This window comes from Nitrospira sp. (assembly GCA_030653545.1).
Classification (GTDB): Bacteria; Nitrospirota; Nitrospiria; order Nitrospirales; family Nitrospiraceae; genus Nitrospira_D.
The window spans coordinates 58,700-82,389 of sequence record JAURZE010000033.1 but is presented as its reverse complement, the minus strand read 5'-3'; the positions used below and the strand labels follow the sequence as shown (position 1 = coordinate 82,389).

25 protein-coding genes and 2 tRNA genes are annotated in these 23,690 nt (G+C 57.8%); 14 read left to right on the top strand and 13 right to left on the bottom strand.

Annotated features, from left to right (window positions below):
* Window positions 1-44 precede the first annotated feature (44 nt).
* The 7 genes from mdh to folE all read left to right on the top strand — a co-directional run bounded on the left by mdh (window position 45) and on the right by folE (window position 5,151).
* Entirely contained in the window at window positions 45-983 is a 939-nt protein-coding gene (mdh, locus tag Q7U39_17205) for a malate dehydrogenase (GenBank protein MDO9119697.1), read from the top strand.
* A gap of 97 nt (window positions 984-1,080) precedes the next feature.
* On the top strand, window positions 1,081-1,668 hold the full coding sequence (locus Q7U39_17200) for a urate hydroxylase PuuD (GenBank protein MDO9119696.1): 588 nt from the start codon (window positions 1,081-1,083) through the stop codon (window positions 1,666-1,668).
* A 225-nt stretch (window positions 1,669-1,893) separates the two neighbouring features.
* The gene (nuoF, locus tag Q7U39_17195) at window positions 1,894-3,186 is read left to right on the top strand and encodes an NADH-quinone oxidoreductase subunit NuoF (protein MDO9119695.1); all 1,293 of its coding nucleotides are present in this window, start codon (window positions 1,894-1,896) and stop codon (window positions 3,184-3,186) included.
* A gap of 9 nt (window positions 3,187-3,195) precedes the next feature.
* A complete protein-coding gene (locus Q7U39_17190) occupies window positions 3,196-3,558 on the top strand; it encodes a 2Fe-2S iron-sulfur cluster-binding protein (GenBank protein MDO9119694.1) in 363 nt (120 codons plus the stop codon).
* A gap of 64 nt (window positions 3,559-3,622) precedes the next feature.
* On the top strand, window positions 3,623-3,943 hold the full coding sequence (erpA, locus tag Q7U39_17185; protein MDO9119693.1) for an iron-sulfur cluster insertion protein ErpA: 321 nt from the start codon (window positions 3,623-3,625) through the stop codon (window positions 3,941-3,943).
* A 122-nt stretch (window positions 3,944-4,065) separates the two neighbouring features.
* Window positions 4,066-4,497 (top strand): 6-carboxytetrahydropterin synthase, encoded by a 432-nt coding sequence (locus Q7U39_17180; GenBank protein MDO9119692.1) that lies wholly within the window; start codon window positions 4,066-4,068, stop codon window positions 4,495-4,497.
* 9 nt (window positions 4,498-4,506) lie between these two features.
* Window positions 4,507-5,151, top strand: a complete 645-nt coding sequence (folE, locus tag Q7U39_17175) for a GTP cyclohydrolase I FolE (protein MDO9119691.1) — start codon at window positions 4,507-4,509, stop codon at window positions 5,149-5,151.
* Between the two features lie 22 nt (window positions 5,152-5,173).
* On the opposite strand, the gene Q7U39_17170 is transcribed toward folE, so the two are convergent.
* Window positions 5,174-5,968, bottom strand: coding sequence for an alpha/beta fold hydrolase (locus Q7U39_17170; GenBank protein MDO9119690.1), 795 nt, complete (start codon window positions 5,966-5,968; stop codon window positions 5,174-5,176).
* 111 nt (window positions 5,969-6,079) lie between these two features.
* Here Q7U39_17170 and Q7U39_17165 point away from each other — a divergent pair, with 111 nt between their 5' ends.
* Both Q7U39_17165 and Q7U39_17160 read left to right on the top strand, forming a co-directional pair.
* The gene (locus Q7U39_17165) at window positions 6,080-7,375 is read left to right on the top strand and encodes a replication-associated recombination protein A (GenBank protein ID MDO9119689.1); all 1,296 of its coding nucleotides are present in this window, start codon (window positions 6,080-6,082) and stop codon (window positions 7,373-7,375) included.
* Between the two features lie 49 nt (window positions 7,376-7,424).
* Window positions 7,425-7,814 carry a PilZ domain-containing protein gene (locus Q7U39_17160; GenBank protein MDO9119688.1) on the top strand — a complete coding sequence of 130 codons (390 nt, stop codon included), beginning with the start codon at window positions 7,425-7,427 and terminating at the stop codon, window positions 7,812-7,814.
* A 70-nt stretch (window positions 7,815-7,884) separates the two neighbouring features.
* On the opposite strand, the gene Q7U39_17155 is transcribed toward Q7U39_17160, so the two are convergent.
* Window positions 7,885-9,729, bottom strand: coding sequence for an ABC-F family ATP-binding cassette domain-containing protein (locus Q7U39_17155; protein MDO9119687.1), 1,845 nt, complete (start codon window positions 9,727-9,729; stop codon window positions 7,885-7,887).
* 99 nt (window positions 9,730-9,828) lie between these two features.
* A tRNA-Ala gene (locus Q7U39_17150) sits at window positions 9,829-9,904 on the bottom strand.
* A gap of 299 nt (window positions 9,905-10,203) precedes the next feature.
* Here Q7U39_17150 and Q7U39_17145 point away from each other — a divergent pair.
* Window positions 10,204-11,517 carry an adenylosuccinate synthase gene (locus Q7U39_17145; protein ID MDO9119686.1) on the top strand — a complete coding sequence of 438 codons (1,314 nt, stop codon included), beginning with the start codon at window positions 10,204-10,206 and terminating at the stop codon, window positions 11,515-11,517.
* 74 nt (window positions 11,518-11,591) lie between these two features.
* Window positions 11,592-11,667 (top strand) — tRNA-Lys (locus Q7U39_17140).
* Between the two features lie 7 nt (window positions 11,668-11,674).
* Here Q7U39_17140 and Q7U39_17135 read toward each other — a convergent pair.
* Window positions 11,675-12,772 (bottom strand): tyrosine-type recombinase/integrase, encoded by a 1,098-nt coding sequence (locus Q7U39_17135; protein ID MDO9119685.1) that lies wholly within the window; start codon window positions 12,770-12,772, stop codon window positions 11,675-11,677.
* Window positions 12,750-13,076 (bottom strand): helix-turn-helix domain-containing protein, encoded by a 327-nt coding sequence (locus Q7U39_17130; protein ID MDO9119684.1) that lies wholly within the window; start codon window positions 13,074-13,076, stop codon window positions 12,750-12,752. Before Q7U39_17130 ends, Q7U39_17135 begins: the two co-directional genes overlap by 23 nt.
* Window positions 13,077-13,343: 267 nt before the next feature.
* On the opposite strand from Q7U39_17130, the gene Q7U39_17125 reads away from it, so the two are divergent.
* Window positions 13,344-13,853, top strand: coding sequence for a JAB domain-containing protein (locus tag Q7U39_17125; protein ID MDO9119683.1), 510 nt, complete (start codon window positions 13,344-13,346; stop codon window positions 13,851-13,853).
* A 25-nt stretch (window positions 13,854-13,878) separates the two neighbouring features.
* Here the strand turns inward: Q7U39_17125 and Q7U39_17120 are convergent, their stop codons facing one another.
* From Q7U39_17120 to Q7U39_17085, 8 genes are all read right to left on the bottom strand, one after another.
* Window positions 13,879-14,022 carry a hypothetical protein gene (locus Q7U39_17120; protein ID MDO9119682.1) on the bottom strand — a complete coding sequence of 48 codons (144 nt, stop codon included), beginning with the start codon at window positions 14,020-14,022 and terminating at the stop codon, window positions 13,879-13,881.
* Between the two features lie 68 nt (window positions 14,023-14,090).
* Window positions 14,091-14,300 (bottom strand): hypothetical protein, encoded by a 210-nt coding sequence (locus Q7U39_17115; GenBank protein ID MDO9119681.1) that lies wholly within the window; start codon window positions 14,298-14,300, stop codon window positions 14,091-14,093.
* Between the two features lie 154 nt (window positions 14,301-14,454).
* On the bottom strand, window positions 14,455-15,588 hold the full coding sequence (locus Q7U39_17110; protein MDO9119680.1) for a zonular occludens toxin domain-containing protein: 1,134 nt from the start codon (window positions 15,586-15,588) through the stop codon (window positions 14,455-14,457).
* Window positions 15,585-15,860 (bottom strand): DUF2523 family protein, encoded by a 276-nt coding sequence (locus Q7U39_17105; protein ID MDO9119679.1) that lies wholly within the window; start codon window positions 15,858-15,860, stop codon window positions 15,585-15,587. Before Q7U39_17105 ends, Q7U39_17110 begins: the two co-directional genes overlap by 4 nt.
* The gene (locus tag Q7U39_17100) at window positions 15,860-17,140 is read right to left on the bottom strand and encodes a hypothetical protein (GenBank protein MDO9119678.1); all 1,281 of its coding nucleotides are present in this window, start codon (window positions 17,138-17,140) and stop codon (window positions 15,860-15,862) included. Before Q7U39_17100 ends, Q7U39_17105 begins: the two co-directional genes overlap by 1 nt.
* Window positions 17,141-17,190: 50 nt before the next feature.
* Window positions 17,191-17,490, bottom strand: coding sequence for a hypothetical protein (locus Q7U39_17095; GenBank protein MDO9119677.1), 300 nt, complete (start codon window positions 17,488-17,490; stop codon window positions 17,191-17,193).
* Window positions 17,491-17,619: 129 nt separating this feature from the next.
* Complete coding sequence (locus Q7U39_17090; protein MDO9119676.1) at window positions 17,620-18,657, bottom strand: replication initiation factor domain-containing protein; 1,038 nt, start codon at window positions 18,655-18,657, stop codon at window positions 17,620-17,622.
* Window positions 18,654-18,947: a helix-turn-helix domain-containing protein gene (locus Q7U39_17085; GenBank protein ID MDO9119675.1), complete on the bottom strand. Its 294-nt coding sequence runs from the start codon at window positions 18,945-18,947 to the stop codon at window positions 18,654-18,656. Before Q7U39_17085 ends, Q7U39_17090 begins: the two co-directional genes overlap by 4 nt.
* 406 nt (window positions 18,948-19,353) lie before the next feature.
* On the opposite strand from Q7U39_17085, the gene Q7U39_17080 reads away from it, so the two are divergent.
* Together Q7U39_17080 and Q7U39_17075 are read left to right on the top strand one after the other, a co-directional pair.
* Window positions 19,354-21,648 (top strand): class I SAM-dependent DNA methyltransferase, encoded by a 2,295-nt coding sequence (locus Q7U39_17080; GenBank protein MDO9119674.1) that lies wholly within the window; start codon window positions 19,354-19,356, stop codon window positions 21,646-21,648.
* 244 nt (window positions 21,649-21,892) lie between these two features.
* Window positions 21,893-23,689: a DUF262 domain-containing protein gene (locus Q7U39_17075; protein MDO9119673.1), complete on the top strand. Its 1,797-nt coding sequence runs from the start codon at window positions 21,893-21,895 to the stop codon at window positions 23,687-23,689.
* Window position 23,690 lies beyond the last annotated feature (1 nt).

Here is a 23,690-nt window from a genome sequence, read left to right as displayed (position 1 = left end):
AGTGGAGAGAGAAGGGGCCAAGACTTAGGAGCTGAGGTGTGAAGATGGGGCGACCGAAGGTTACGGTGGTGGGTGCGGGCAATGTGGGTGGGACGGCGGCGCAACGGTTGGCCGAGCGGGATCGTTATGATGTGGTGCTTGTCGACATCGTCGAAGGCGTTCCGCAAGGAAAAGCTTTGGATATGGCACAGGCCGGGCCGGTGTGCGGCTATAGCACCCGCGTGATCGGGACCAACGGCTATGAGGAAACAGCCGGCTCTTCGGTGGCGGTGATCACATCGGGGATCGCGCGGAAGCCTGGCATGAGCCGAGACGAACTGCTGACCACCAACGCCAAGATCGTGCAGTCGGTGGTGAAAGAGCTCATCGCCCGTTCGCCCGAGGTGATTTTGTTGTTGGTGACCAACCCCTTGGACGCGATGGTACATGTGGCCTTGAAGGTCAGCAAGTTCCCCAAGTCCCGGGTGATCGGCATGGCCGGCGTGCTCGATTCGGCGCGCATGCGCACGTTTATCGCGAACGAATTGAATGTGCCGGGACCTGATGTCGAAGCGATGGTGCTGGGCGGGCACGGTGATACGATGGTGCCGCTACCCCGATACACCACGGTCAAAGGCAAGCCCGTGTCGGAGCTCATCCCTAAGGACCGGCTTGATGCGATCGTCAAACGCACGCGCGAGGGCGGGGCTGAGATTGTGGGGCTGCTGAAGACCGGCAGTGCCTTCTATGCACCCTCTGCGTCAGCAGTCGATATGGTCGACGCGATCATGCAGGACCAGAAGCGGGTGCTACCGTCCGCGGTGTTGTGCGAGGGCGAATACGGGTTGAAGAATGTCATTGTCGGGGTGCCTGTGAAGTTAGGCAGAGGCGGGGCCGAGCAGGTCATTGAGTACGAGTTGACGGCGGATGAGCGGGCGGCATTGGAGGCTTCTGCGACGGCGGTGCGGGAGCTGTGCGCGAATGTGGATCGATTGATGGCGTAGTGTCAGTGTGCCGGTATTGTGCCGGTGGCGTGACGACTGTGAAGGGGCTGCAGCATCACGTGCAGTCGAATAATAAACCGTGTGAGGAGAGGGAACTATGAAATTTCTTGAAGATCCGATGCAGACGATCGGTGCGGGATTCGCGCTGGCCGTCGTTTTGATAGGGGTGTTTCTCGGTATGTCCGGGGTCGGCGCAGGTGAAGTCGATTGGATCGGGATAATTATGCGCTGGGTGCACTTCCTCGCGGGCATCACCTGGATCGGGATCTTGTATTTCTTTAACCTGATCAACGCCGGGTTCCTTAAGAGCCTCGATGGCCCCACGAAAAATATCGTGATTCCGAAGCTCATGCCGGCGGCGCTCAACTGGTTCCGCCATGGGGCATCGGTCACCGTGCTGGCGGGCATCGGGCTGTACGGGTATATGTACGCCAAAGGCGGCACCGGCGCCATTGCGCTGGGAATCGGCGGACTGCTGGGTCTCATTATGATGGCCAATGTCCATGCGATCATCTGGCCGAACCAGAAAAAAATCATCGCAGCCGTGACGGCAGCGGCGCAGGGGACCCCGCCGCCGGCTGAAATGGCGCAATGGGGGAGGACGGCCCTCCTCGCATCCCGGGTGAACTTCATGTTGTCGATTCCCATGCTGTTTTTCATGGGGGCCGGCAGCCATCTCAAGTAGTTTGGTTTTCGCCAAGTCGCCGGTCCGGGAAAGCCCGGCCGGCGAAATGGATCTCTCTTGTCGGAACCCCTCCCCCGATTGCCCTACATGCCTACCAAGACCATAGGGCCCTTGCCCTAACTGCTTGAGATTCAGGCCTATTCCCCATGAGTTGCCTTGACGGAGACGCGTAGTCAGCCGTATAGTACGACTTCTAAACTCGCGGATTTTTTCGAAGGAACGTCTATGTCCATTGCGACTGAACCCCGTCTAGTCCAGAAGCTTGAGGGCGCACCCTGGGAGATCGAAGGATATCTCAAGGTGGGAGGCTATGAGGCGTGGAAGCGGTGTGTCGACGGCTTCAAGGCCGACGATGTCGTGGCCGAGTTGAAGAAGGCCGGGCTGCGAGGCCGGGGCGGCGCCGGATTCCCGACCGGGGTCAAATGGGACAAGGTTCTCAATCATCGAGTGAAGGAACACTATTTTGTCTGTAATGCCGGTGAGCATGAGCCGGGAACGTTCAAGGATCGATACTTACTCAAGACGCTTCCCCACCAATTGATCGAAGGGTGCCTGATTGCCGCCCATACCGTTCAAGCCAAAGCCGCATTCATTTATGTGAACCACGAATACGAAGAAGAACGGGAGAACCTGAAGAAGGCGTTGGCTGAGGCCAAGGCGCGAGGGCTGGTAGGGAAGAATGTGCTGGGGAAGGGGTACGACGTCGAACTGCAGGTATTCGAAGGCCACGGGAGCTATGTGGCCGGTGAAGAAACCGCGATGTTGGAGTCGATGCAAGGCCGTCCGGCCATGCCCCGTCAGAAACCACCGTTTTATCCCACGGATTTCGGCCTCTACGGGAAGCCGACATTAGTGAACAATGTGGAGACGCTCTGTAACATCCCGCGGATTCTGTATAAGGGCGCATCCTGGTTTACGCAGGTTGGAACGGAGAAATGTCCCGGTACGATGATGTTCTCGCTGAGCGGATCGGTGAATCGCCCGGGGGTCTATGAAATGCCGATGGGCGTGACCATCCGTGAACTGATCGAGAAGTGCGGCGGCGGCGTCAAGGGCGGTCGGCAGATCAAGGCCGTATTCCCCGGTGGCCCGGCCTTCTCGATGGTCACGGCCGATCAGCTTGATTTGCAGATGGACTTCGATTCGCTCAAGAAAGCTGGAACAGGATTGGGCAGTGCGGGAACGATTGTGATCGACGATGCGACCTGCATGGTGGCGGCGACGCTGAAATACTCGAATTTTTTCAAGGGTGAGAGCTGCGGGCAATGTCCGCCTTGCCGGATGGGGACGAACAATCTGGCCACATTGATGGCGAAGATCGAAGAGGGCCAGGGTACGCAAAAAGATATGGATAGCCTGTTGCAGCTCTGCGGTTTCGTGAAGGGGACCGGCTACTGCACCCTGGTGACCGGTGCCGCGGTCCTGGTGCAGAGTAGCGTGAAGTTGTTCCAGAAAGAGTACGAAGAGCATCTCCGGTTGCAGCGTTGTCCGTTCAAGCCGTCGCCGGTGGGGGTATAAGGTTCGATTATGCCGCGCGTGACTTTCATCCATCCCCAAGGGAAAAGCGGCACGGTGACCAGAAACCTGACCTTACTGGATGCCGCCAAGGAGTTGGGGTTCTCGCTGAATCACGATTGCGGGGGCAATGCGTCCTGCACGACCTGCCGGGTTGAGGTGCAGTCCGGCCGTGATCAGCTGTCCGAGATCGACTTCGACGAGCAGGATTTGCTGGATCGGGAAAACTTGAGTGAACCATGGCATCGACTGGGCTGTCAGGCGAGAGTGTTGGGCGATGTCGTCGTGCGGGTTCCGGAGTCCAAGTTTGCGGATCCTAAGTTTGAGGAGCCTTCAGCCATACAATCAGAGGCGCAGGGAGTTGATATTCGGTAGAGAGGTGTTACACTAAGCCAACCCGGATCGCAGGTTGCGGATCTGGAGATACAGGAGGAAGACAATGGTTACTATTTCAGCAGTTGCAGAACAGAAGATCCGAGAGCTCATGGCAGAAGAGAAGGATGTGGTCGGCCTTCGCGTCTATGTCCGCGGCGGCGGATGCCATGGCTATCAATATGGGATGGCGTTTGAGTCCAAGATGGGCGAAGACGACACCGTCGTGGAAAAAGGTGATGTGAAGGTCATCATGGATTCCCAGAGTGCCCCACTCTTGCAGGGCGCCGAAGTCGATTATGTCGACAGCGTTCAGGGCTCAGGATTCTCGATCAAGAATCCGCAAGCCAAGACGACCTGCGGCTGCGGTAGCTCCTTCAGCGCCTAAGCGGATTGACCGGAAGGAAGAGGACGCGCACTCTGCCTACAGTGCTCAGATAGTGCGAAGCCAGGGTTGCCCGTGAGGGGAATCCTGGCTTCGTTTTTTTCATCGATGTCAGTGTGGATGGCATGGGACAGGGCAGCATCACCAGGCGGTATCGATTCTGCGCCGCACATCGGTTGCACACCGACCATTTATCGGTTGAAGAAAACCGGGTGGTCTTCGGCAAGTGCAACAATCCCAACGGGCACGGGCATAATTATGTGGTGCTTGTGACGATCGGGAGTCCCGGTGCCGCGCAGAGCGGGCGATCGATGGGCATCGATGGGCTTGATCGGATCGTCGCCGACCGGATTGTGAGCCGATTCGATCATCGGGATCTGAACCAGGACCCCGGATTTGCTACGCAGACAACGACAGGGGAAAATCTGGTGTTACTGATCTGGGATTTGCTCGTCGCGGAAATTCCGGAAGGGCAACTGAAGAAAGTCGCCGTCATCGAGACGAGGGACAATTATTTCGAATACACGGGGTCGGCCTCGGTTGCGGCGAGATCCTAGGGAGACATTATGGCCAAGCGAGCAGCGATCCAACGGCGGAAGCCGGTTGAGCATGAGGGTGGGGCGGAACGACCGGCAGATCTGGGCGTGCTGCAGGCACTCGTCACCGAGACCTTGTTGGCGCTTGGGGAGAACCCGGGCCGTAACGGATTGCTCAAGACTCCCGAGCGCGTGGCCAAGGCGCTCGCGTTCATGACGCAGGGGTATCACCGTGACATCGACCACCTCTTGAACGGGGCGCTCTTTCCGATTGAGTACGATGAAATGGTCATCGTGAAAGACATTGATTTCTACAGCATGTGCGAACACCACCTGTTGCCCTTTTATGGCAAGGTACATGTGGGGTATTTGCCCAACAAGAAAGTGGTTGGCCTTAGCAAGATTCCCCGCATTGTCGATACCTTCGCGCGCCGGCTTCAAGTGCAAGAACGGCTTACCGTGCAGATTGCGGAGACCCTCAAGACCAAGCTCAACGCGCATGGCGTGGGCGTGGTTGTCGAAGCCCGTCACTTGTGCATGATGATGCGTGGGGTGGAAAAACAGAACACGGTCGCCGTCAGCAGTTCTATGCTCGGCGCGTTCCGGACCCAGCAGCAGACCAGGCTGGAGTTCCTGAAGCTCATCCGCCGCAGCGGTGGCGGCGCCTCAGGCTAGATCTTGGGAGAGTAACCGTCAGCTACGTCTTCAGTTCTGAGCCAAATTCTTCAATAAGACGGGTAAACTTTCCCGGCTGTTCGATGTTTGCCAGGTGCGCGGCTCCCGGGATGATGGCCAGCCTGGCTTGGGGAATTTGCTCGGCCATGAATTTCGCATCAGCCGGCGGGGTCGCCTGATCCAGTTCGCCAACGATGATCTGGGTGGGGCAGGTGATCTGCTTCAATAACGGCACTGAGTCCGGTCGCTCGGCCATCGCCATCAAATCTCCCGCAATTCCGCTGATCTGGTTCCCTTCGATCATCGTTCTGATTCGCTGAACAATCTCAGGTTTCGACTGAATCGTCGCAGGACTCAAGAGCTTCTGGATCATGATGTCCGCAATGGCGGGTGATCCCTGCTTATAAGCGATCTGTGCCATCTGGAAGCGCCCCGCTTTACCTTCGGGCGTATCGGCTTGTGCCTTCGTGTCAGCCAGTACCATTCCTTTTACCCGGTCCGCATACTTTCGGTAGAACGCCAAGAGGACATAGCCGCCCATCGACAGTCCCACGAACAGGGCTTGCGTGATGGATAGATGGTCCAGCAATGCACGGACATCGTCGGCAGCCTGATCGAAGCTGTAGTGCCACAGCGGTGCATCGGATTCGCCGTGTCCACGCAGATCGATTGTGATCACACGAAACTGCGAAGACAGAGCGGCTTCCTGCTCAGCCCACATGGTGCGGTTCAGCGGAAAGGCATGCAGGAGGACAATTGGAACGCCGGCGCCTGAGTCGCTATAAGCCAAGGTGATGCCGTTCACTGTTGTGTGCACAAGTCTCTCCGAGGTTGGGCTCTTCGTAGCATCGACGGTGTTGCTGGTCAAGGGGCCGTTTGCGATCAAGGCATATGGCGTATACAATCCTCCCATTTCCAGGAGCCATCGATGCCGACCCCGCGTGATCCAGAGCCAGACTTGTTTGCTGCTCCCCAGTCTGGCAGGAAGGCGGAAGCCCCGCTGGCGGAACGGATGCGTCCGCGGGAGTTTGCCGACTTTGCCGGGCAGGATGAGATCGTCGGGCAGGATCGGCCGCTGCGCAAGGCCATCGAGTCCGATCGTCTGTCATCGGTGATCTTCTGGGGCCCGCCTGGATCCGGCAAGACCACGCTGGCACATCTCATCGCCCGCCACACGAAAGCGCATTTCGTGGCATTCTCAGCAGTGACGGGCGGCATTCCTGAACTGCGCGAGATCATCAAGGCGGCCGAACATCGGCTCGCGTTGCAGCAGCAGAAGACGGTCCTCTTCGTCGACGAAATCCATCGCTTCAACAAAGCCCAACAGGACGCCTTTCTTCCCCACGTCGAACGGGGTACGGTGATTCTGGTTGGGGCGACGACGGAGAATCCCTCATTTGAAGTGATCAGCCCGCTGATGTCGCGCTCGATCCTGGTTGTGCTCAAGTCGCTGTCCGACGAAGCGTTGGGCCAGATTCTTGACCGGGCACTCACCGACTCAGAAATTGGCCTGGGGCAGTTGAAAGCCCGTCTGTCGCCTGGAGCGCGGCAGCGCCTGGTCGCATTCGGCAACGGCGATGCGCGCGCGTTATTGACGGCTGCCGAGTTCGTGGTGACGCAGGCGCCTGTCGGCGCGGATGGAACGAGATGCATTGACGAGGCGTTGCTGACCGTCGCGCTGAATAAACAGGTGCTCCGGTACGACAAGGCGGGAGAGGAGCATTACAACGTCATTTCCGCCTACATCAAAAGCCTGCGCGATTCCGATCCGAACGGGGCGCTCTATTGGCTTGCGCGAATGTTGGAGGCTGGAGAGGATCCGAAATTCATCGCACGCCGCATGGTCATTTTTGCTTCGGAGGACGTCGGGAATGCCGATCCCATGGGACTTTTGGTGGCCAATGCCGTAGCTCAGGCCGTGCAATTTATCGGACTTCCAGAGGCCCAAATCAATCTCGCTCATGGGACGACCTATCTGGCGTCTGCACCGAAGGACAATGCGTCCTATATCGGCTTATTGGAGGCCAAGGAGGATGCTCAAGTCCATGGAAATCTTGGGGTCCCGTTGCATTTGCGGAATGCCGTGACTTCGCTCATGAAGGGGATTGGATATGGGAAAGGGTATCGATACGTCCATGATGATCCCCAGGCCAAGGTCGATCAGGCGCATCTCCCCGACGTTTTGAAAGAACGGCAGTACTATCGGCCGAAGCCTCGCCCATAAGGATTTTAGGTGGTTTACAAAGTTTTCTAATCGGTTATACTTAGGACCTATGAAGCGCGGAGAGTCGAAGCAATCAGTTGCAGCCGCGGTCGCCAGTGAGCGACGCAAGTTCGTCCGTGCGACCTTGGTGGGTTCTGCTCTCATTGCCCCCAAAAGCGGTGGCCGCGCCAGTACGGCTGTGCTCGACAATGTGAATAAGATCGGCGCCGGCCTGCACACCAAGGATCGTTTCCCCATCAATGAGCGAGTGACCGTGTCTCTCGCATTCTTAGACTCAGACGGCGCCGACCAGCAGGAAAAGCTGGAGGGAACAGTCGCCTGGGTAAAGGATTGGGAAAAAGGATTTTTGACGGGGGTGGTGTGGGACGACCTGGTGACCAAAGACAAGAACCGCTGGCTCTTCTACTACCTCGAAGAAACAATTAGATCTTCTGTGTAGCTGAAGATGCAGGGCCTTCCGGTTTAGCTTCCCATCGTTCAAAACTATGCGTGGTGTTTTCTGGACTCTGCTAGGCGAAGGCCGTGAGCTTCTGCTTCACGTCTTCCAGCTCGGCTGACAAGGTCTCCCATCGGGCGGTGAGCCGCACAAGGTCCTTCTTCCACCCGTCATACTCGATCTGGAGATCGCTCCAGGCGGTAGACTTCTCTTTGTAGAGCGAGGGATCGGCCAGCTCAAGGTCTCGCGCTCTAATTTTCGACTCACACTCGGCGATGTCGGCTTCGGCGCGTGTGACCTGCTTTTCCAGCCGGGCTTGGGTTTTGTTCAAATCCCGACGGTCTCCGGCTGAGGACTTGGCTGGAGCCTGCGACGCCATGGCTCTGGTTGGTCCGGCGTTTTTCCCGCGATCCGCTCCCTTTAAGTCGTCGCTTGATTCCTTAATAGAGTCGATTTCCTGCGCTTTCTTCCACAAGTAATACTCGTAGTCACCGGTAAAGCTGCGGGCCTTGCCTTCTTCGATCTCAATGACGCGTGTGCAGACTCTCGTCAGAAACGTCGGGTCGTGCGAAATAAAGATGATCGTGCCGGGGAAATCCGAGAGGGCATCGGTGAGCATGTCGACCGACGCCGGGTCGAGATGGTTGGTCGGCTCATCGAGTAACAACGTGTTGGCCGGCTCGACCAGCATGCGTGCAAGCGCAACGCGGTTGCGTTCCCCTCCGCTCAGCGCCTTGATCGGTTTTTTTTGATCGTCACCGGTAAAGAGAAAGGCGCCGGCGATCCCGCGGAGGAAGTTCATCTCCGCTTGATGGGACACTTCCGAGAGGGATTGGAGAATCGAATGTTCTGGATTCAAGGTCTCGGCCTGGTGCTGGGCGAAGTAGTGCAACGTCACGCCATGGCCGACCGTTCTCTTGCCTTTATCCGGCTCCAGCGCTCCCGCGAGCATCTTGAGTAACGTGCTTTTCCCGGCTCCGTTTTCTCCCACCAGCGCAACGCGTTGCCCGCGTTCGATCGAGCAATCAACCCGTTCGTAGACTACTTTTTCCCCATAGCGCTTGGCCGCGCCATCCAACTCAAGGACTTGCCGCCCGCTCGCCGCGGGGAGGGGGAATTTGAACTTCACCCGCTTCGGATCGCGCTTCACTTCGATCATCTTGACCTTCTCAAGCTGCTTGATGCGCGATTGAACCTGGCTGGCTTTGTTGGCCTGGTAGCGGAAACGATCCACGAAGGTTTGAACCCGTGCGACTTCTTTCGCCTGGCGTCCCGCAGCGGCCTCACGCTGGGCATCCCGCTCCGCCTTGAGACGTTGGAAGGCGGTGTAGTTGCCGCGATATTCTTCGATCTTATGGTGCCGGAGATCCCAGGTGTGGGTGACGACACGATCAAGGAATGCGGTGTCGTGGCTGATGAGCAACAGCGTCATTTCCGAGTCCAGAAGGAATTGCTCGAACCAGCGTTGGGTCGGTTTGTCCAGGTGGTTGGTCGGTTCGTCGAGCATAAGGACGTCAGGGTTGGTGAGCAGCAGATGGGCTAAGGCGACTCGCATGCGATAGCCCCCGGAGAGCTTTTCGACCTGCCGGGTGAAATCGATTTCAGAAAATCCCAATCCCATGAGGATCCGCTCTGCCTCGTGTTCGGGGTAGAGATCGCGATGGGTCGCATCCAGCACATTTTTGCCGATGATCGTTTCGAGCTCCTGCGGCAGGTACCCGATGCGGAGCCGCGGACGCTTGCGGATAGTGCCTTTGTCCGGAGATTCTTCCCCGAGGATCATTCGAAAGAGCGTGGTTTTGCCGGCCCCATTCGGTCCAACTAATCCCACTCGGGAACCCGGGCGAAGGTGGGCCGATGCGCCCTCAAGCAGAATTCTCGTGGAGTATTGTTTATGGACTGATTCGATTTGTAGCATGGCTATTGTTCAATCAGATAGAGAGATGAATGAGAAGTAGTGACCCGCGCGCAAATGCATTCAACGATCTAGAGGGCGCGGTTCAACCGAGGGTTGGTTTGGTGGAGCTGGCCGGGATTGAACCGGCGACCTCGTGAATGCCATTCACGCGCGCTCCCAACTGCGCTACAGCCCCACACCGTTGGTCTAGAGATACGTACTCCGCGAGAAGTTCCGGCATGCTAACACGCAGGTCCCACCCAGTCAAGAAAGCGAAACATGGGCGACGGCTGGAACCGACGGCCACCGGGGTAGGGAACGGTGTTGATGCAGAAGTGCCTGGAGTGGGGGTAAGGTGTTTTTCTGGGTGTTTTAGGCGGGGATCGGCTTGACAAACGGATGGGCGGTACCTACGATGGGCCCCCGCGGCTCTGATCTCCCCATCGGGTCAGAGCCATTTTTTCGTGATTGAACGGGCTGAGAGGAAGTGGTGGTATGGGAAATCTCGTCATAATTGGCGCCCAATGGGGCGATGAAGGTAAGGGCAAGATCGTCGATATTTTGGCGAAAGATGCCAATATTGTCGTGCGCTATCAGGGCGGCTCGAATGCGGGACATACGGTCATCAACGAGCGCGGGACCTATATTTTCCATCTGATTCCATCGGGGATTCTCTATCGCGGGACGACGTGTGTCATTGGAAACGGCGTGGTCGTCGATCCAGGTGCGTTGATTGAAGAGATGGATCGGCTCCAACCGTTGGGTATTGCTTTTGGGAAGAATTTTGCCGTCAGCCAACGGGCGCATATGATTCTGCCTTACCATAAGGCCATTGATCGGGCATCCGAGCAGTCAAAGGGCTCGCGCAAGATCGGCACAACCGGTCGCGGGATCGGGCCCTCCTATGCTGATAAAATGGCCCGCGTCGGGATTCGCATGGGCGATTTGTTGAATCCGGCGTTGTTCAGAAAAAAGCTGGAAGAAAATCTCGTCGAAATGAATTGGTTTTTGGAGCGGCTCTATAAAGTCGAGACGTTTCAGGTCGACAAGGTCTTCGATCAATACATGGGCTATGCGGAACGCCTGAAGAGCTATATCGTCGATACGACGACGCTGTTGAATCGGGCGATCAACAAGGATAAGACGGTCTTGTTTGAAGGGGCGCAGGGCACCCACTTGGACGTCGACTTTGGAACCTATCCCTTTGTCACGTCCTCCAGTTCTGCCGCCGGCGGGGCCTGCACCGGGACTGGTGTGGGGCCGACGATGATCGATGCGGTGATGGGAATCGCCAAAGCCTATACGACTCGGGTCGGAAGCGGACCGTTTCCGACGGAGTTGACCGACGCCGTGGGTCAAGGCCTTCAGGAGCGCGGGCGTGAGTTTGGTTCGACCACCGGGCGCGCGCGGCGATGCGGTTGGTACGACGCGGTGGTGGTGCGTCATGCCGCCCAGGTAAACGGCTTGACGTCGCTCGCAGTGACGAAATTGGATGTGCTGGACGGTTGTAAGGAATTAAAATTATGCGTGGGGTATAGACACGGGGGTATCCTCTACAAGGAAATGCCGTCGGACCTGGATGCGCTCATGCAGTGCGAGCCGGTCTATCAACGGGTGAAAGGCTGGACGGCTTCGACGACCGGGGCGACCACGTACAAACAGCTCCCGGCTGAAGCCAAGCGCTACCTGGCACGCATCGAAGAGCTGGCAGGCTGTCGCATCGATATGATCTCGACCGGATCCAAGCGCACCGAAACCATCATACTGCGTAATCCGCTGAAGTGTTCCCGCCGACGACCACGTTCCTAGTCAGCCGGATTGGCGATCCTTGGACTCTTCAGGGGTTGACAATCGCTTGGTTGGATGACAGCATTTCGCATCGTGAGCCGGTAGCTCAGTTGGTAGAGCATCGCCCTTTTAAGGCGAGGGCCCTGGGTTCGAGTCCCAGCCGGCTCACCACGGTAAATCAAGTACTTCTGAGAGTCTCTACCCTCTCAGAAGCAGCCTCCAAAGCCCCTTGTGCTAAATTTGTGCTAAACCGCTGCGGTTGCGGCCCATCCAAGACATTGACGCCGTCTCGTAGACTCTCCGGCGAATGATGTGCGTAGCGTTGCGTCATGGTGCTGGTCTTGTGCCCGAGCAGCCGTTGTACCTTGTACAAATCCACTCCACGCTGCACGAGTCGCGTTGCGAATGTGTGTCGCATATCGTGAAAGCGGAAGTCTGGAATTCCCGCCCGATCACGCGCTTCACAGAATTCACGAACCAGGTAACGAACTTGGAGTTCATTGCCCAGCGGAGTTTTGAAGACGGGTCCGCAGGTAGCTCCTGTCACCGCTTGTTTCGCGGCGAGCAGTTCGTACACCGTCGCATTCAGGGGAATGGTGCGGCGCGTGCCGTTCTTGCTCTTCATCACCATCAGCGTGCCTCGCGCAAAATCCACGTCCTGCCATTGCAGGTTTAGGATTTCCCCTTGGCGCATCCCTGTATTCAACGCGAATCCCATAATCTCTCTGAGCCAGGGTGAAGCAGAGCCGAGTAGGCGTTCTTCTTCATTGGCCGTCAGCCAGCGGTCCACTTCATTCCGCACAGGCTCCATAGAGACTCGGTGCATGGGGTTCTCCCGGCACCACTCCCATTCACGCATCGCCAGATTGAACGCATGACGCACGAGCTGTAGCTCCTTGTTGATCGTCGCCGGAGCCGCTCGTTCGATTCGCCGTTGGGCCTTATAGCCCGCGAGTATCTTCGGCGTGATCATGGCGAGCACCTTATCTCCAAACACCGGCAGGAGATGGTTCAAGGCTGTGACGTCTCGCACATAGCTCTTCGGAGCCTTTAGCACCGCACGCTCTTTCAGGTAACGATCCATCATTTCTCGAAAGGTCCGGTCCTGTTCCTCACGTGTTTCGAAGAACCGGCCTTCGGTGATTTGGACCTTTACCTTGCACAAAATCGCTTCCGCCAACCGTTTGTCCGTCGTCCCTGTGCTACGGCGGACCTGTTGTCCTTGATACATGAAACTCATCCACCAGACGTGTTTACGCTTCACGAGCCCCATCATGCTCCTCCTTCCCGATGAGGCTTGATCTCGGTCTGGTTTCCCCGTGGCGGGAAGTATAGACCTCGCGTTTTGCGCTCGCAATCAGTCTGTCCACGTCTGAGTGGTCGGGCTTCCGTTGCCCTACAGGGGCGGGCACGGACGGTAGGGGCGAGAAGGCGGATAACCAACGGTCAATCTCAAGGGAATCGAACCGTACTAACCCATGGATCTTCCGGCAGGGGATCTTGCCCTGTGCAGCCCAGCAATAGAGCGTCCCTGGCTTAATTCGCAGTTGTTCAGAGAGATCTTTGACCGTTAACAGCATCGACAACCTAATCGGGGGAGTCTTCGACACCCCCGCTCCCCCCAGATGTGCCCGCGTGGCCGCCGGCCTCGGTCAAAGACTGGGCCCCCAGTGGTGGGCGGGCCATCGCCACCGAGCAGCGGATCAGGCCTTCCCGGGTTCCCTCCCGTGGGGCCTCCGCCCGTCCAGGCCTGCCCGCCGCGAGAGCGCTGTGCCCTCCTCCTCCTTGTCTGTCCCACCCCCCTGGTTTGTGCGGGGTGGGACAACAATTTTTCAAGGAGGATTCGGATGAATCAAGACTCAGAACAGATTCCAGTCAAGCCGAAACGGCTGGTGAAGGCCGGTCGGCCAGCGTTGCCGTATCGGGTGCCTCGGTATCGTGTCGCCCTGGTGTGTGAGGACTCGGGTTCCCTGTCGTCGATGCCGATCCACACCTCGACCGAAGCCGCCGCCGTCCTCAGGCCCTGCTTTGACGGCCTGGACCGGGAGCAGTTCGTCGTCTGTGGCCTGGATGCGAAACATCGCCTGATCGGGATCAATATCGTGTCCATCGGCTCGCTCTCACTCTCCATCGTCCATCCCCGAGAAGTCCTGAAACCGCTCATTCTGATGAATGCCGCCGCCTGGCTCTGTGCCCATAATCATCCGTCCGGAGACGTGATGCCGAGCCGGGAAGACCTCGCGCTGACGACACGGCTGCGAGCAGGAGCCGAGCTGCTGGGGATCATGCTCCTCGACCATCTCATTCTTGGAGAGAGCTATTACAGCTTCGCCGATCAAGGCTGGCCCGGCGGCTGAGGTCGGGAATCGATCCGGGTCTCGCCTAGGCCCGGATCAACCGTAAGACCCACACGACCGCTGAGGCCGTGAGCGCCACTCCAATGACGGCCGCGCCCCACCCGATGAGATCCGCCGAGAGCACTGTCCCTAATTGATGTAAATCCGTGGCCACTGTCGCCCAGGCCATGGCTGCCTCCTTCTGATTCAGACGAGCAGCCCCTGCCACGCGTTGCAGGAGCCACTCTCACTGTGCCCCTACCGCACCAGCGACTTTACGCGCTTGTACGCGAAAATCGTCAACGCGACGCCGATGAACACCACGCCCCAGGCTACGATGTCAGCTTTCACGCTGGTAATCGTAGTCGTGGTCGCCGCATCCACCGGGAACACCTGAGCCATTGAGACTCCGGCGTTCAGCAGGACCGCACTCAAGGCCGCCAGGCCCCAAGACAGTTTCTTCAACATTGGTCATCACCTCCTTTCTGGTTAAAGTTGCCCCATCAGAAACTTCACAATCAGCCCCACCGTAAAACCACCCAGGAAAAACGCGCCGGCAAAGTAGACGACTGTATCGAGTGCCGCTTGATCCATCCGCGTGTACCTCTCCTCTCTGCGCTGCCTATCTGAGATCCGGTGGCGTCACGAGCAAATCTTTCGCATTCGGATTCACAAACGAGAGTGACTCAGATCCTCCTAGCGCGGGCCCGGTTGGAATGGTCCGCAGCTCTGCTGGCACCGCCGACGCCAGGCCGGTGGATTCTTGGATTGGTGCCGGTCTCCCGCCCCAGATCACGCCGGATCCCTGGACTCTTCTGGTCCCATGCACCCAGACGGATTCGACATGAAAGTTGGTGCGGACCAGCAGTTCGTCTTCCGTGAAGATCTCTCCCGTGTCTGAAATCCACCGCCACGAGTTTTCTGCATCCTCGTCAAATTCCATCCCGCCGACGATTCGCACCGGTTCGGGCACCACGTCGTCAGGATCGGAAGCAGGAATCATTTCTGAGGCGCTTGCTCGAAGAGGCGCGCGCGGGATCTCGACCGCGACGACGGAAGGACGAGGCGCCGATGCGACGGGTCCTGCGGACAGCCACCGCCCCCCGGCAAACCAGGCTCCTGCGAGACACAAGCCAAGCACCCCGAGCACCACCGTGGGCGATTTGAAGATGGAGCCAGTTCGCGTCTGCTCCCGCACTGCCGCGCTGGAGTACGACGAGTAATAGGCATAGAGCGCTGGCTGATACCGACCGGTGTACATCCGGATCGTCTCGGTTTCTTCCGGATTCCCCCGGACCATCGCTTGATAGCGCCCCTTCAACCCGAACCGATCCAGCCGTCGGAACTTCGTGGTGACTTCGACCAACCGTAAGACACCTAACGTACATTGCGCGGCCGCTTGCACCATCAGCACCACATCGTTCCCCCGGTGCCGATGCGTTTCGAGCCAGCGAAGCAACTCGGGCGAGAGCTTTTCCTTCGACCGAAAGATCGTTTGCGCTTCATCAATCAAGACGGCCGCGCCGGGTTCGACCGTCAGAAGACCCTCCAACACGTCGTCTTTCGTCACCCAACAGGTCAGTTGTTTGTGCAGGTCCTCAATAGTTCGGTTCTCAAAGGCCGCGAGCCGGTCCAGATAAATGCCGTCGATGGCGACATACAACCGCCGGCCAGCCCGCAACCACGGCACCAGTTTTTCGGCCACCGCGTGGTACGACTTGCCTGACCCTGGGACGCCTTCGAGCATTTCGATCATGATCCCCACCGCACAAATGGCACCGATTGCAGGACAAAGCGTGTCAGCATCGCCCCGGCCACAATCGCCAGGGCTTGCGCCATGCCCGTGGCCCCGAGCAACCAGGCGTATTGATCGGGAATCAGTGGCGTCGAGAGTGAGCCGGTGCCAAGCGAGGCCAGGATGGTATCGGCCGGTCCTAAGACCGAGTCCCAACTGTCCAGCACGATATCGTTCAAGGTGCCGAAGAAGTCGCGCAGCCAGCACAGAATGGCATTCAGAATGGCCGCCATTAGTCTGCCCCCGCTGATCCGCCGACAAAGATGATCCGATAGGCCGCGAAGGACGCCCCGGCAATGATTAACGAGCGCAGCGCGAGCAAGATCCCGTTCCAGGCCGTGAAATCGAACGAGAAGGTGCCCAGCAGGCCACTATTTAAGGTGTACGTGGGCGAGGCGCTGGGCCAGGTGAGCAGCTGGAGCGTGGACAAGGCCCCCGCAATCCCCGACCCTCTCCAGTTCTCGATATGGGTTTGGAGAATCGTGCCTAACGTCCGACTATCGTGCTGCCGGGCAGAACATTCAGATACAGTCGTTGTGTCTTCTTGTGTCGTCGTTGACCCATCGGGATTCGTCGTCGTGGTGGTCGTGGTGGTCGAAGTCTGCGTTTCCGTGGTGCTCACTGGCCCTGCCTCTGGTTCTGCCGAGGGATCCAGCACGGTATCGGTCGGTGATACAGAGGACGCCGGGACCACTTGGGTTTGTAGTTCGGTGGAATTGATCGGAAACTCCACGACCGTCTCAGCCGAGGTGGGCGACACGCCGGCCCCCACCTGATCGAAGTTCGATTCCACGCTGTTCGGATCACTGGCCGGCAAGCCCCCGAGGTAGTCCGTGATGTCTTGGGGCGTCGGGGGACTGGCCGGGGCTTGCGTCGCGGGATTCGGTTGCCCGATGTTGTGATAGGCCACACAGGTATTGGGCACACCCGGTTCCGAGTACCAGCCGGCCCAGCCAGCGGGCAGCGGAGACGAGGTAAAGATTTGCGACGAGCAGCCCGGGCTGGGCGGCGGTTGCGGTGAGGGAGCCGTGAGTTTCTGATCGGTGTTCGGGAGACAGCCGGCCGTGCCTGGGCAGGGTTGAATGATGGTGCCGGCCGGCATCGGATTCGCCCCAGCCGACACCGGACCAGGATCACCCGCCTGACTCTTGATGTCGGCCACTTGCTGCTGATTCCAGAAGTACTGCGCGACCACGAGTCCTGCCGCGATCCCAATAGCCGGCCATCCCACTCCACTAGCGACAATACGAGCAGCGACCGAGGCCCCGGACCCTGAACTGGCAATGGCCGACCCAATGGATTGCACGGCGAGCGACCGTTTGGCCACGTTCAGGGCATTCATCGCCGATTGCGAGGCAATCCGAGCATGGCCCGTCGTCGAAACCAAGGCCTGTGCCGGGGTCACACAGAGCATGATCCCCAGCACCGCGATGAACCCCAGGTATGCCGAGAGGCTTAGCGCCGCCCGACAGACAGGCCAACCAGGAATGTACAGACGAAAAACATCGCCCACGTGAGTTGCTCCGAGACAGTTAAGACAGTCCAGACCATTGCCTCATCCTCTTACGCCTTGGCAGTCTCCTTGCCAGGAGCCGAGGCCGCCCCAGTGATCGGTTGATACCCCGTCACATCCAGAAAGCGTTGCCCCTTGTACTCCCGCAGATTGATGGTCACGTGCGCCAGCTTCATCTTGTTGGCGTCCATCAGCCTGTAGAGCGCCTCGTGCTCATCGGAGACACTCGCTTCGAGCGTGGTCGTGTCTTCCTCGAAATAGAGCACGGCGTTCCGAAAGATGCGTTTCCCATCCTGACTCGGTCTTGCCTTCACCCCCATCACCACACAATTGGCCACGAACTTCGACATGATCGACTCCTCCCTGTGATTAGTTGGACCACTGAAACCAGCCCCGCTTGAAGCAGGACCACAAAAACACCCAGACCGCCTGACAACTCCGACACCGGCCACGCAACCGCGGCCCGCACATGTAGAGCTTCAGATACCCGGTGTGGCATACGCCGCAGAGAATCCGTCTCTGGGATTCCACCACCGGATCTTCTTCTTGGCCTTCTGGGCTTCTCGACCGCTCGTTAAGAGGGCCAGATGTTTGGCGCGCCATCGTTCGACTCCCTCGACAATTGTTTTGACTAACCAGCGTTCGCCCGCTTCCGGATGAGCACACAACAGTCCCAACATGGGAGAGAGACTCTTTTCTGCCCACCGCTTCACGTCTTCGATCTTCTTCACGGACTTCGCAATTTCGAGCTTCGCGCGCTGCATGCCTTCGGTGAGGACCTGCCACCAATCCAAGAGTGGCGCGTAGTAGCGATCTTTCGGATCGTCGTCACGCGTGCAGTCGCGGAAATCCACGGCACTCCGGAACACCCCGACGATGTATTTCTGAAACGAGTCCTGATCGAGGCCCGAGAGAGCCATCCCGACAGCCGCCGCCCGTTCCGCTTTCCACTCCATTTCCCACCGAATCCACGCCCCTTCCACAGGTTTGTCTTTGGCGCGTTGCTCCGCCGCTTTGTCGTAGATCCGCAGATAGGTATCCGACTGCCGAGACCCCAGACCGATGGTTTTGCCGGTGTCGGAGCCTGAACCAAGCTCATGGCCTGAGATCAACCGCGATTTCCGAAAGTGCGACACGCAGTTACCTGCCACGACCGACGCATAGATCCGATCGATATCGATCACGCCCGTGCGATCATCCAGAGCCACGTCAATTCGACCAAAGTGGCCTTGTTTCGAAATAACCCACGTAGCCACGCGTTTGAACTGGTCATAGGTCCAGCCACTGATGAGTTCTTGCGACAGATCCACGTGCACTTCTCGTGGAGCCCGTTTGGCTCCGGTGCCAATCCGGCCGAGCCCCCCGGTATGGCCTCGGGAGAGCCAGGCTTGGGTATAGCCCTGGAAGCCCTTCTGATCCTTGATCCACTCCCCACCGATGAGAGCAATAATTTCATCGACGGTGGCATCGGGCACCGTAAAGCGAAACCAGCCGATCACACAGGTCCAGAGACTCATTGATTCCTCCTCGGGGTATCTTGGAAATTCCGCCCCCGTTTTACTGTACGGGGGCTGGTCGCGCCGCGCCGTCGGCTCACGCCGCCGGTCGCGCGCTTCGTACAGTGACTGTTCGGCATAGCCTTGGCCCGCTTCTCCATAGCCCGACAGACCTGCGCCAAGTTGAAGCGGATCGTCCGAGCGATTTGTGCCCCCGGGATTTCTCCCGACCGATAGGCGCGGTACACCGAGTCCGGACTGATGCCCAACTCCTGAGCCAGCTCCTTGACGGATAACAACGTGCGCTTCATGTGACAGTCTCCTTCCGGTGAAGCTCGTGACGGTGCTCACCGTACCGTCTGGAGCGGGTGAAGGGAATCAGGCAGTTTGCGGCAGCTTGCGGCAGTTTAGGGCAGTTGACGCAACGGCGGCGGAGAGGGATGCAAGTTCAATGCAGACACAATAGGAACACGAATTAGACGAGACGGGTGAACACGAGACAGCGCTCAGACCGTGTTGCCAAAAAATGGAGAAAAAGGTGCCGAAAAATTGCTCTATATAAAGCAACCTATCCAGGCACACCGGCCCGATGGTTCTGAAGGGTTCCTTCTGTCATATTTCCCCTCTCAAGGTGGGGTGCTTTCTCGCGTTGAAAGAGGTATTCTCGGCTGCGATTACCAGTTGTAACCCGATGATAGTAAAGGAGTGCACCCCCTAGTGGACCAAGCAACTCATAACAAGATCGTCTCGTTTATCTGGGGTATCGCCGATGATGTCCTCCGCGATTTGTTCAAGCGGGGCAAGTACCCGGACGTGATCTTGCCGATGTGCGTCATCCGGCGCATGGACGCGGTGCTCGAGCCGACCAAGCAAAAGGTGCTGGACACCAAGAAGATGCTTGATAAGGCACGCATCACCGAGCAGCGTGCGGCGCTCTGCGAGGCTGCTGGCCAGGCTTTTTACAACACATCGAAGTTCACTCTGCGCGATCTCAAGTCCCGAGGAAACCAGCAGCAGCTACTCGCGGACTTCGAGGACTATCTTAACGGCTTCTCGCAAAACGTTCAGGACATCCTCGAGAATTTCAAGTTTCACAATCAGCTGAAAACGCTGTCTAAAGGTGATGCTCTAGCCACGCTCATCAACAAGTTCCTCGATCCCGACATCGATCTCTCCCCGGCCGGTATCGACAACCATGCGATGGGCACGGTATTCGAGGAGTTGGTCCTCAAGTTCAATGAAGACAACAACGAGGAAGCTGGACAGCACTGGACTCCGCGTGATGCTGTGCATTTGATGGCAAACCTCGTGTTCCTGCCGATCGAGAACCAGCTTAAGTCTGGCACGTATCTGCTTTACGACTGCGCCTGTGGCACCGGCGGCATGCTCACCGTGGGGGAAGAGACGCTCACGGCAATCGGCAAGAAGCGCAAGCAGCAGATCACCTGTTTGCTCTATGGGCAGGAGATCAATCCCGAGACATACGCTGTCTGCAAGGCGGATATGCTTCTCAAAGGCGAGGGTGAGAGTGCCGACCACATCTTCGGCGGCGCGGAATGGTCCACGCTTTCGCACGACGCATTCCAGGCGCAGGAGTTCGACTTCATGCTCTCCAATCCGCCCTATGGCAAGAGCTGGAAGAAGGATCTCGAAGCGATGGGCGGTAAGGACGGCATGCGTGACCCTCGCTTCAAAGTGATGCACAAGGGCGAGGAGCTGTCGCTCGTCACACGCTCTAGCGACGGCCAGATGCTCTTTCTGGCCAACATGGCGTCAAAGATGAATGCCAAGTCCGCGCTCGGCAGCCGCATTGCCGAAGTTCACAACGGCTCGTCGCTCTTCACAGGCGATGCCGGCCAGGGCGAGAGCAACATCCGCCGCTGGATCATCGAAAACGATTGGCTCGAAGCCATCGTCGCGCTGCCGCTCAATCTCTTCTACAATACCGGCATAGCCACTTACATCTGGGTGCTGTCGAACAAAAAGCCTGCCCATCGAAAGGGACAGGTGCACCTTATCGACGCGACTCAGTGGTTCAAGCCGCTGCGCAAGAACCTCGGCAAGAAGAACTGCGAACTCTCGGCCGAGGACATCGAGCGCATTAGCCGCACTTTCCTCGACTTCAAGGAGACGCCAGAGTCGAAGATCTTCCCCAACGCCGCCTTCGGCTACTGGAAGGTCACCGTCGAGCGCCCGCTTCGTCTGCACAGCCAGCTCACGCTCAAGGCCATCGAGACGCTGAGATTTGCAGCCGGCGATGAAGATCTCCGTGCCACACTCTACGAGGAGTTCGGCGACTCTCTCTTCACAAAATTCTCTAAAATCTCGACAAAGCTGGAGAAGCGTCTGGCCGAGTGGGGCAGCGACGAGGAAGATGGTGATGATGAAGAGGGCGGCGGAACGAAGAAGGGGCTGCCCGAGAAGAAGAAAAAGAAACTGCTCGATTCCAAAACCTGGGAGCGCGATGGCCGCCTGGTCGAAGTCGCCACGAAGCTACGCGAGGCGTTGGGCGATCAGCTCTTTGAGGACCACAACGTCTTCCGCGACCGTGTCGAGGCTGCGCTCAAGAAGGCCGACATTAAACTCGCCGCCGCCGACCTCAAGCAGATCTTCAAGGCCGTGAGTTGGCGCGTCGAAACCGCGCCTCCCGTCGTCGCCAAAGTCCACAAGGCAGGCAAGGCCAAAGCTGATCCGCTTCACGGTCTGTTCGATGCCACGGTGGACGGCAAGCCCGCCATTGTCGAATACGAGCCCGACTCCGATCTGCGCGATACCGAGCAGGTGCCGCTCTTAGAGGACGGCGGCATTGAAGCCTTTATCCGACGCGAGGTGCTGCCCTATACGTCCGATGCCTGGATCAAGGAGGACGCCACCAAGATCGGCTACGAGGTTAGCTTTACGCGGCACTTTTACAAGCCGCAGCCACTGCGCACGCTAGAAGAAATTCAAGCTGACATCCTCGCGCTGGAAAAGGAAACAGAAGGACTACTTTCTGAGATCATTGGCAAATGATTCCTGAGGAGGGGGTATGGCTCAACACCAAGTCCGTGCGAGAGTCGACACCAAAGTGATTGGTCATAAGGACCTCGCAATCACGGTGAAGCGGAATGGCGAGAAACTAGGGACCTTGCTAATCAGTAAGGGCAACATTGAGTGGCTGCCAAAAGGCAACTCCATCAACAAGAAACGAATTGGTTGGAAGCGGTTCTCCGGTCTAATGGAAACAGAGGGACGATCTGTAAAGGCGAGGAAATAGATGTCCACACAACGCTATTCGGTCACGCCCCATCCCATTGAGACACTGCTCACATGGGTCAAGTCTGGCGAGATTGCAATCCCTGAAATTCAGCGTCCGTTCGTGTGGGAGCCGACGAAGGTGCGTAATTTGCTCGACTCACTGTATCAAGGATATCCCGTTGGCTACCTGATCGCGTGGCGAAACCCTACGGTTAAGCTCAAGGACGGCACCTCATCGGCAGGCAAGCGCATTCTTATCGATGGACAACAGCGAGTCACAGCACTTATGGCGGGTTTGCTCGGGCGGGAAGTGTTGACCAAAGACTATGAAACCGTCCGCATCCGGATCGCCTTTCATCCGCAAACTGAGAAGTTCGAGGTTGCGAATCCTGCCATTCGCAAAGACGTTGCTTGGATCGAGGATGTCGCTGCGGTGTTCGCACCAGAAGCCGACTTAATTGAGCTGACGGAAGACTATGTTGCGAAGAACCCTACTGCCGACCGCAAACAGGTGGGCAAGGTGCTCCAACGGCTCGGCAAGATTATCAATAATCATGTCGGCTTGATCGAACTCGCCGAAGACCTCGACATCGAAACCGTCACTGAGATTTTCATCCGCGTGAACTCCGCCGGAGCCGAGTTATCGCAGGCCGATTTTGCCATGTCGAAGATCGCCGCCAACGAGACGTACGGCGGTAACATGCTGCGCAAGGCGATCGACTATTTCTGCCATCTTGCTGTTGCGCCGGATTTCCTCGGACGTATTGAAAAGGGTGACAAAGCGTTCGCGGCCTCCGAGTTCTTCCAGCAGATGCGGTGGCTCAAAGATGTGAACGACGACATTTACGACCCCACCTATACTGACATGCTACGTGTGGCGTTCACCGCGGAGTTCGGACGCGGAAAGCTAGCGGACCTCGTGGCGCTCCTTTCAGGGCGCAACTTCGAGACCCGGCAGTATGAGGACGCGATTGCCGAGGCATCGTTCGCGCGGCTCAAGCAGGGGATTTTGCGCTTCATCAACAAAACGCATTTTGACCGTTTTACGATGATCCTGCGTTCAGCTGGCTTTGTCACGAGCGATCTGTTCGGCGGGCAGAACGCCGTCAATTTTGCCTACATTCTTTATCTTCGCGGCCGGGCTGATGGCTTGCCCGCTGCCGATTTAGAAAGATTGGTAGGCCGGTGGTATGTGATGTCCATCCTGCGCGGACGCTACAGCGGCAGTCCAGAGACGGCCTTCGATGTCGATATCCGTCAGGTCGAGGCACGCGGCTTGGTTGCCTATGCCAATTCTGTTATCGAAACGGAACTGCCTGCGAGCTTTTGGACTGGCATGCTGCCGCAACTCATGGATACCTCTTCCGGCCAGAGTCCTTACTTTCTTGCTTATAAGGCGGCGCAAGCCAAACTGGGCGACAAGGGATTCCTGTCGCGTGACATCACGGTACAGGCCCTTCTGATGAACCGCAGTGATGTGCACCATATTTATCCGCGCAATTATCTCAAGAAGCAGGGTCTCTCGAAGGGGCGATACAACCAGATCGCGAACTTCGTGTTGGCGCAGAGCGAGATCAACATTGCCATTAGCGACACCCCTCCAGACCAGTACTTTCGGGAACTAGTCAAGCAGTGCGAGGGTGGGAAAAAGAAGTATGGCGGGATTACCGAAGGGAAAGATCTTCGTGCGAATCTCGATATGCACTGTATTCCGACGTCAATGCTTGAGGATAAGATTCCTGTCTATGACAACTTCCTGGAGGAGCGTCGCAAGCTGATGGCGCAAAAAATTAAAACCTGGTTCGAGGCACTCTGAG

Excerpts from the sequence above, each read along its gene's own strand:
- folE (MDO9119691.1), top strand. The coding sequence starts at position 4,507 with ATGGCCAAGCGAGCAGCGATCCAACGGCGGAAGCCGGTTGAGCATGAG.
- Q7U39_17200 (MDO9119696.1), top strand. The coding sequence starts at position 1,081 with ATGAAATTTCTTGAAGATCCGATGCAGACGATCGGTGCGGGATTCGCG.
- Q7U39_17105 (MDO9119679.1), bottom strand. The coding sequence starts at position 15,860 with ATGGCGGCCATTCTGAATGCCATTCTGTGCTGGCTGCGCGACTTCTTC.
- Q7U39_17110 (MDO9119680.1), bottom strand. The coding sequence starts at position 15,588 with ATGATCGAAATGCTCGAAGGCGTCCCAGGGTCAGGCAAGTCGTACCAC.
- Q7U39_17180 (MDO9119692.1), top strand. The coding sequence starts at position 4,066 with ATGGGACAGGGCAGCATCACCAGGCGGTATCGATTCTGCGCCGCACAT.
- mdh (MDO9119697.1), top strand. The coding sequence starts at position 45 with ATGGGGCGACCGAAGGTTACGGTGGTGGGTGCGGGCAATGTGGGTGGG.
- Q7U39_17135 (MDO9119685.1), bottom strand. The coding sequence starts at position 12,772 with ATGATGGGGCTCGTGAAGCGTAAACACGTCTGGTGGATGAGTTTCATG.
- Q7U39_17155 (MDO9119687.1), bottom strand. The coding sequence starts at position 9,729 with ATGCTACAAATCGAATCAGTCCATAAACAATACTCCACGAGAATTCTG.
- Q7U39_17095 (MDO9119677.1), bottom strand. The coding sequence starts at position 17,490 with ATGTCGAAGTTCGTGGCCAATTGTGTGGTGATGGGGGTGAAGGCAAGA.
- Q7U39_17090 (MDO9119676.1), bottom strand. The coding sequence starts at position 18,657 with ATGAGTCTCTGGACCTGTGTGATCGGCTGGTTTCGCTTTACGGTGCCC.
- Q7U39_17165 (MDO9119689.1), top strand. The coding sequence starts at position 6,080 with ATGCCGACCCCGCGTGATCCAGAGCCAGACTTGTTTGCTGCTCCCCAG.
- erpA (MDO9119693.1), top strand. The coding sequence starts at position 3,623 with ATGGTTACTATTTCAGCAGTTGCAGAACAGAAGATCCGAGAGCTCATG.
- Q7U39_17160 (MDO9119688.1), top strand. The coding sequence starts at position 7,425 with ATGAAGCGCGGAGAGTCGAAGCAATCAGTTGCAGCCGCGGTCGCCAGT.
- Q7U39_17075 (MDO9119673.1), top strand. The coding sequence starts at position 21,893 with ATGTCCACACAACGCTATTCGGTCACGCCCCATCCCATTGAGACACTG.
- Q7U39_17115 (MDO9119681.1), bottom strand. The coding sequence starts at position 14,300 with ATGTTGAAGAAACTGTCTTGGGGCCTGGCGGCCTTGAGTGCGGTCCTG.
- Q7U39_17130 (MDO9119684.1), bottom strand. The coding sequence starts at position 13,076 with ATGCTGTTAACGGTCAAAGATCTCTCTGAACAACTGCGAATTAAGCCA.
- Q7U39_17085 (MDO9119675.1), bottom strand. The coding sequence starts at position 18,947 with ATGAAGCGCACGTTGTTATCCGTCAAGGAGCTGGCTCAGGAGTTGGGC.
- Q7U39_17145 (MDO9119686.1), top strand. The coding sequence starts at position 10,204 with ATGGGAAATCTCGTCATAATTGGCGCCCAATGGGGCGATGAAGGTAAG.
- Q7U39_17120 (MDO9119682.1), bottom strand. The coding sequence starts at position 14,022 with ATGGCCTGGGCGACAGTGGCCACGGATTTACATCAATTAGGGACAGTG.
- Q7U39_17125 (MDO9119683.1), top strand. The coding sequence starts at position 13,344 with ATGAATCAAGACTCAGAACAGATTCCAGTCAAGCCGAAACGGCTGGTG.
- Q7U39_17190 (MDO9119694.1), top strand. The coding sequence starts at position 3,196 with ATGCCGCGCGTGACTTTCATCCATCCCCAAGGGAAAAGCGGCACGGTG.
- nuoF (MDO9119695.1), top strand. The coding sequence starts at position 1,894 with ATGTCCATTGCGACTGAACCCCGTCTAGTCCAGAAGCTTGAGGGCGCA.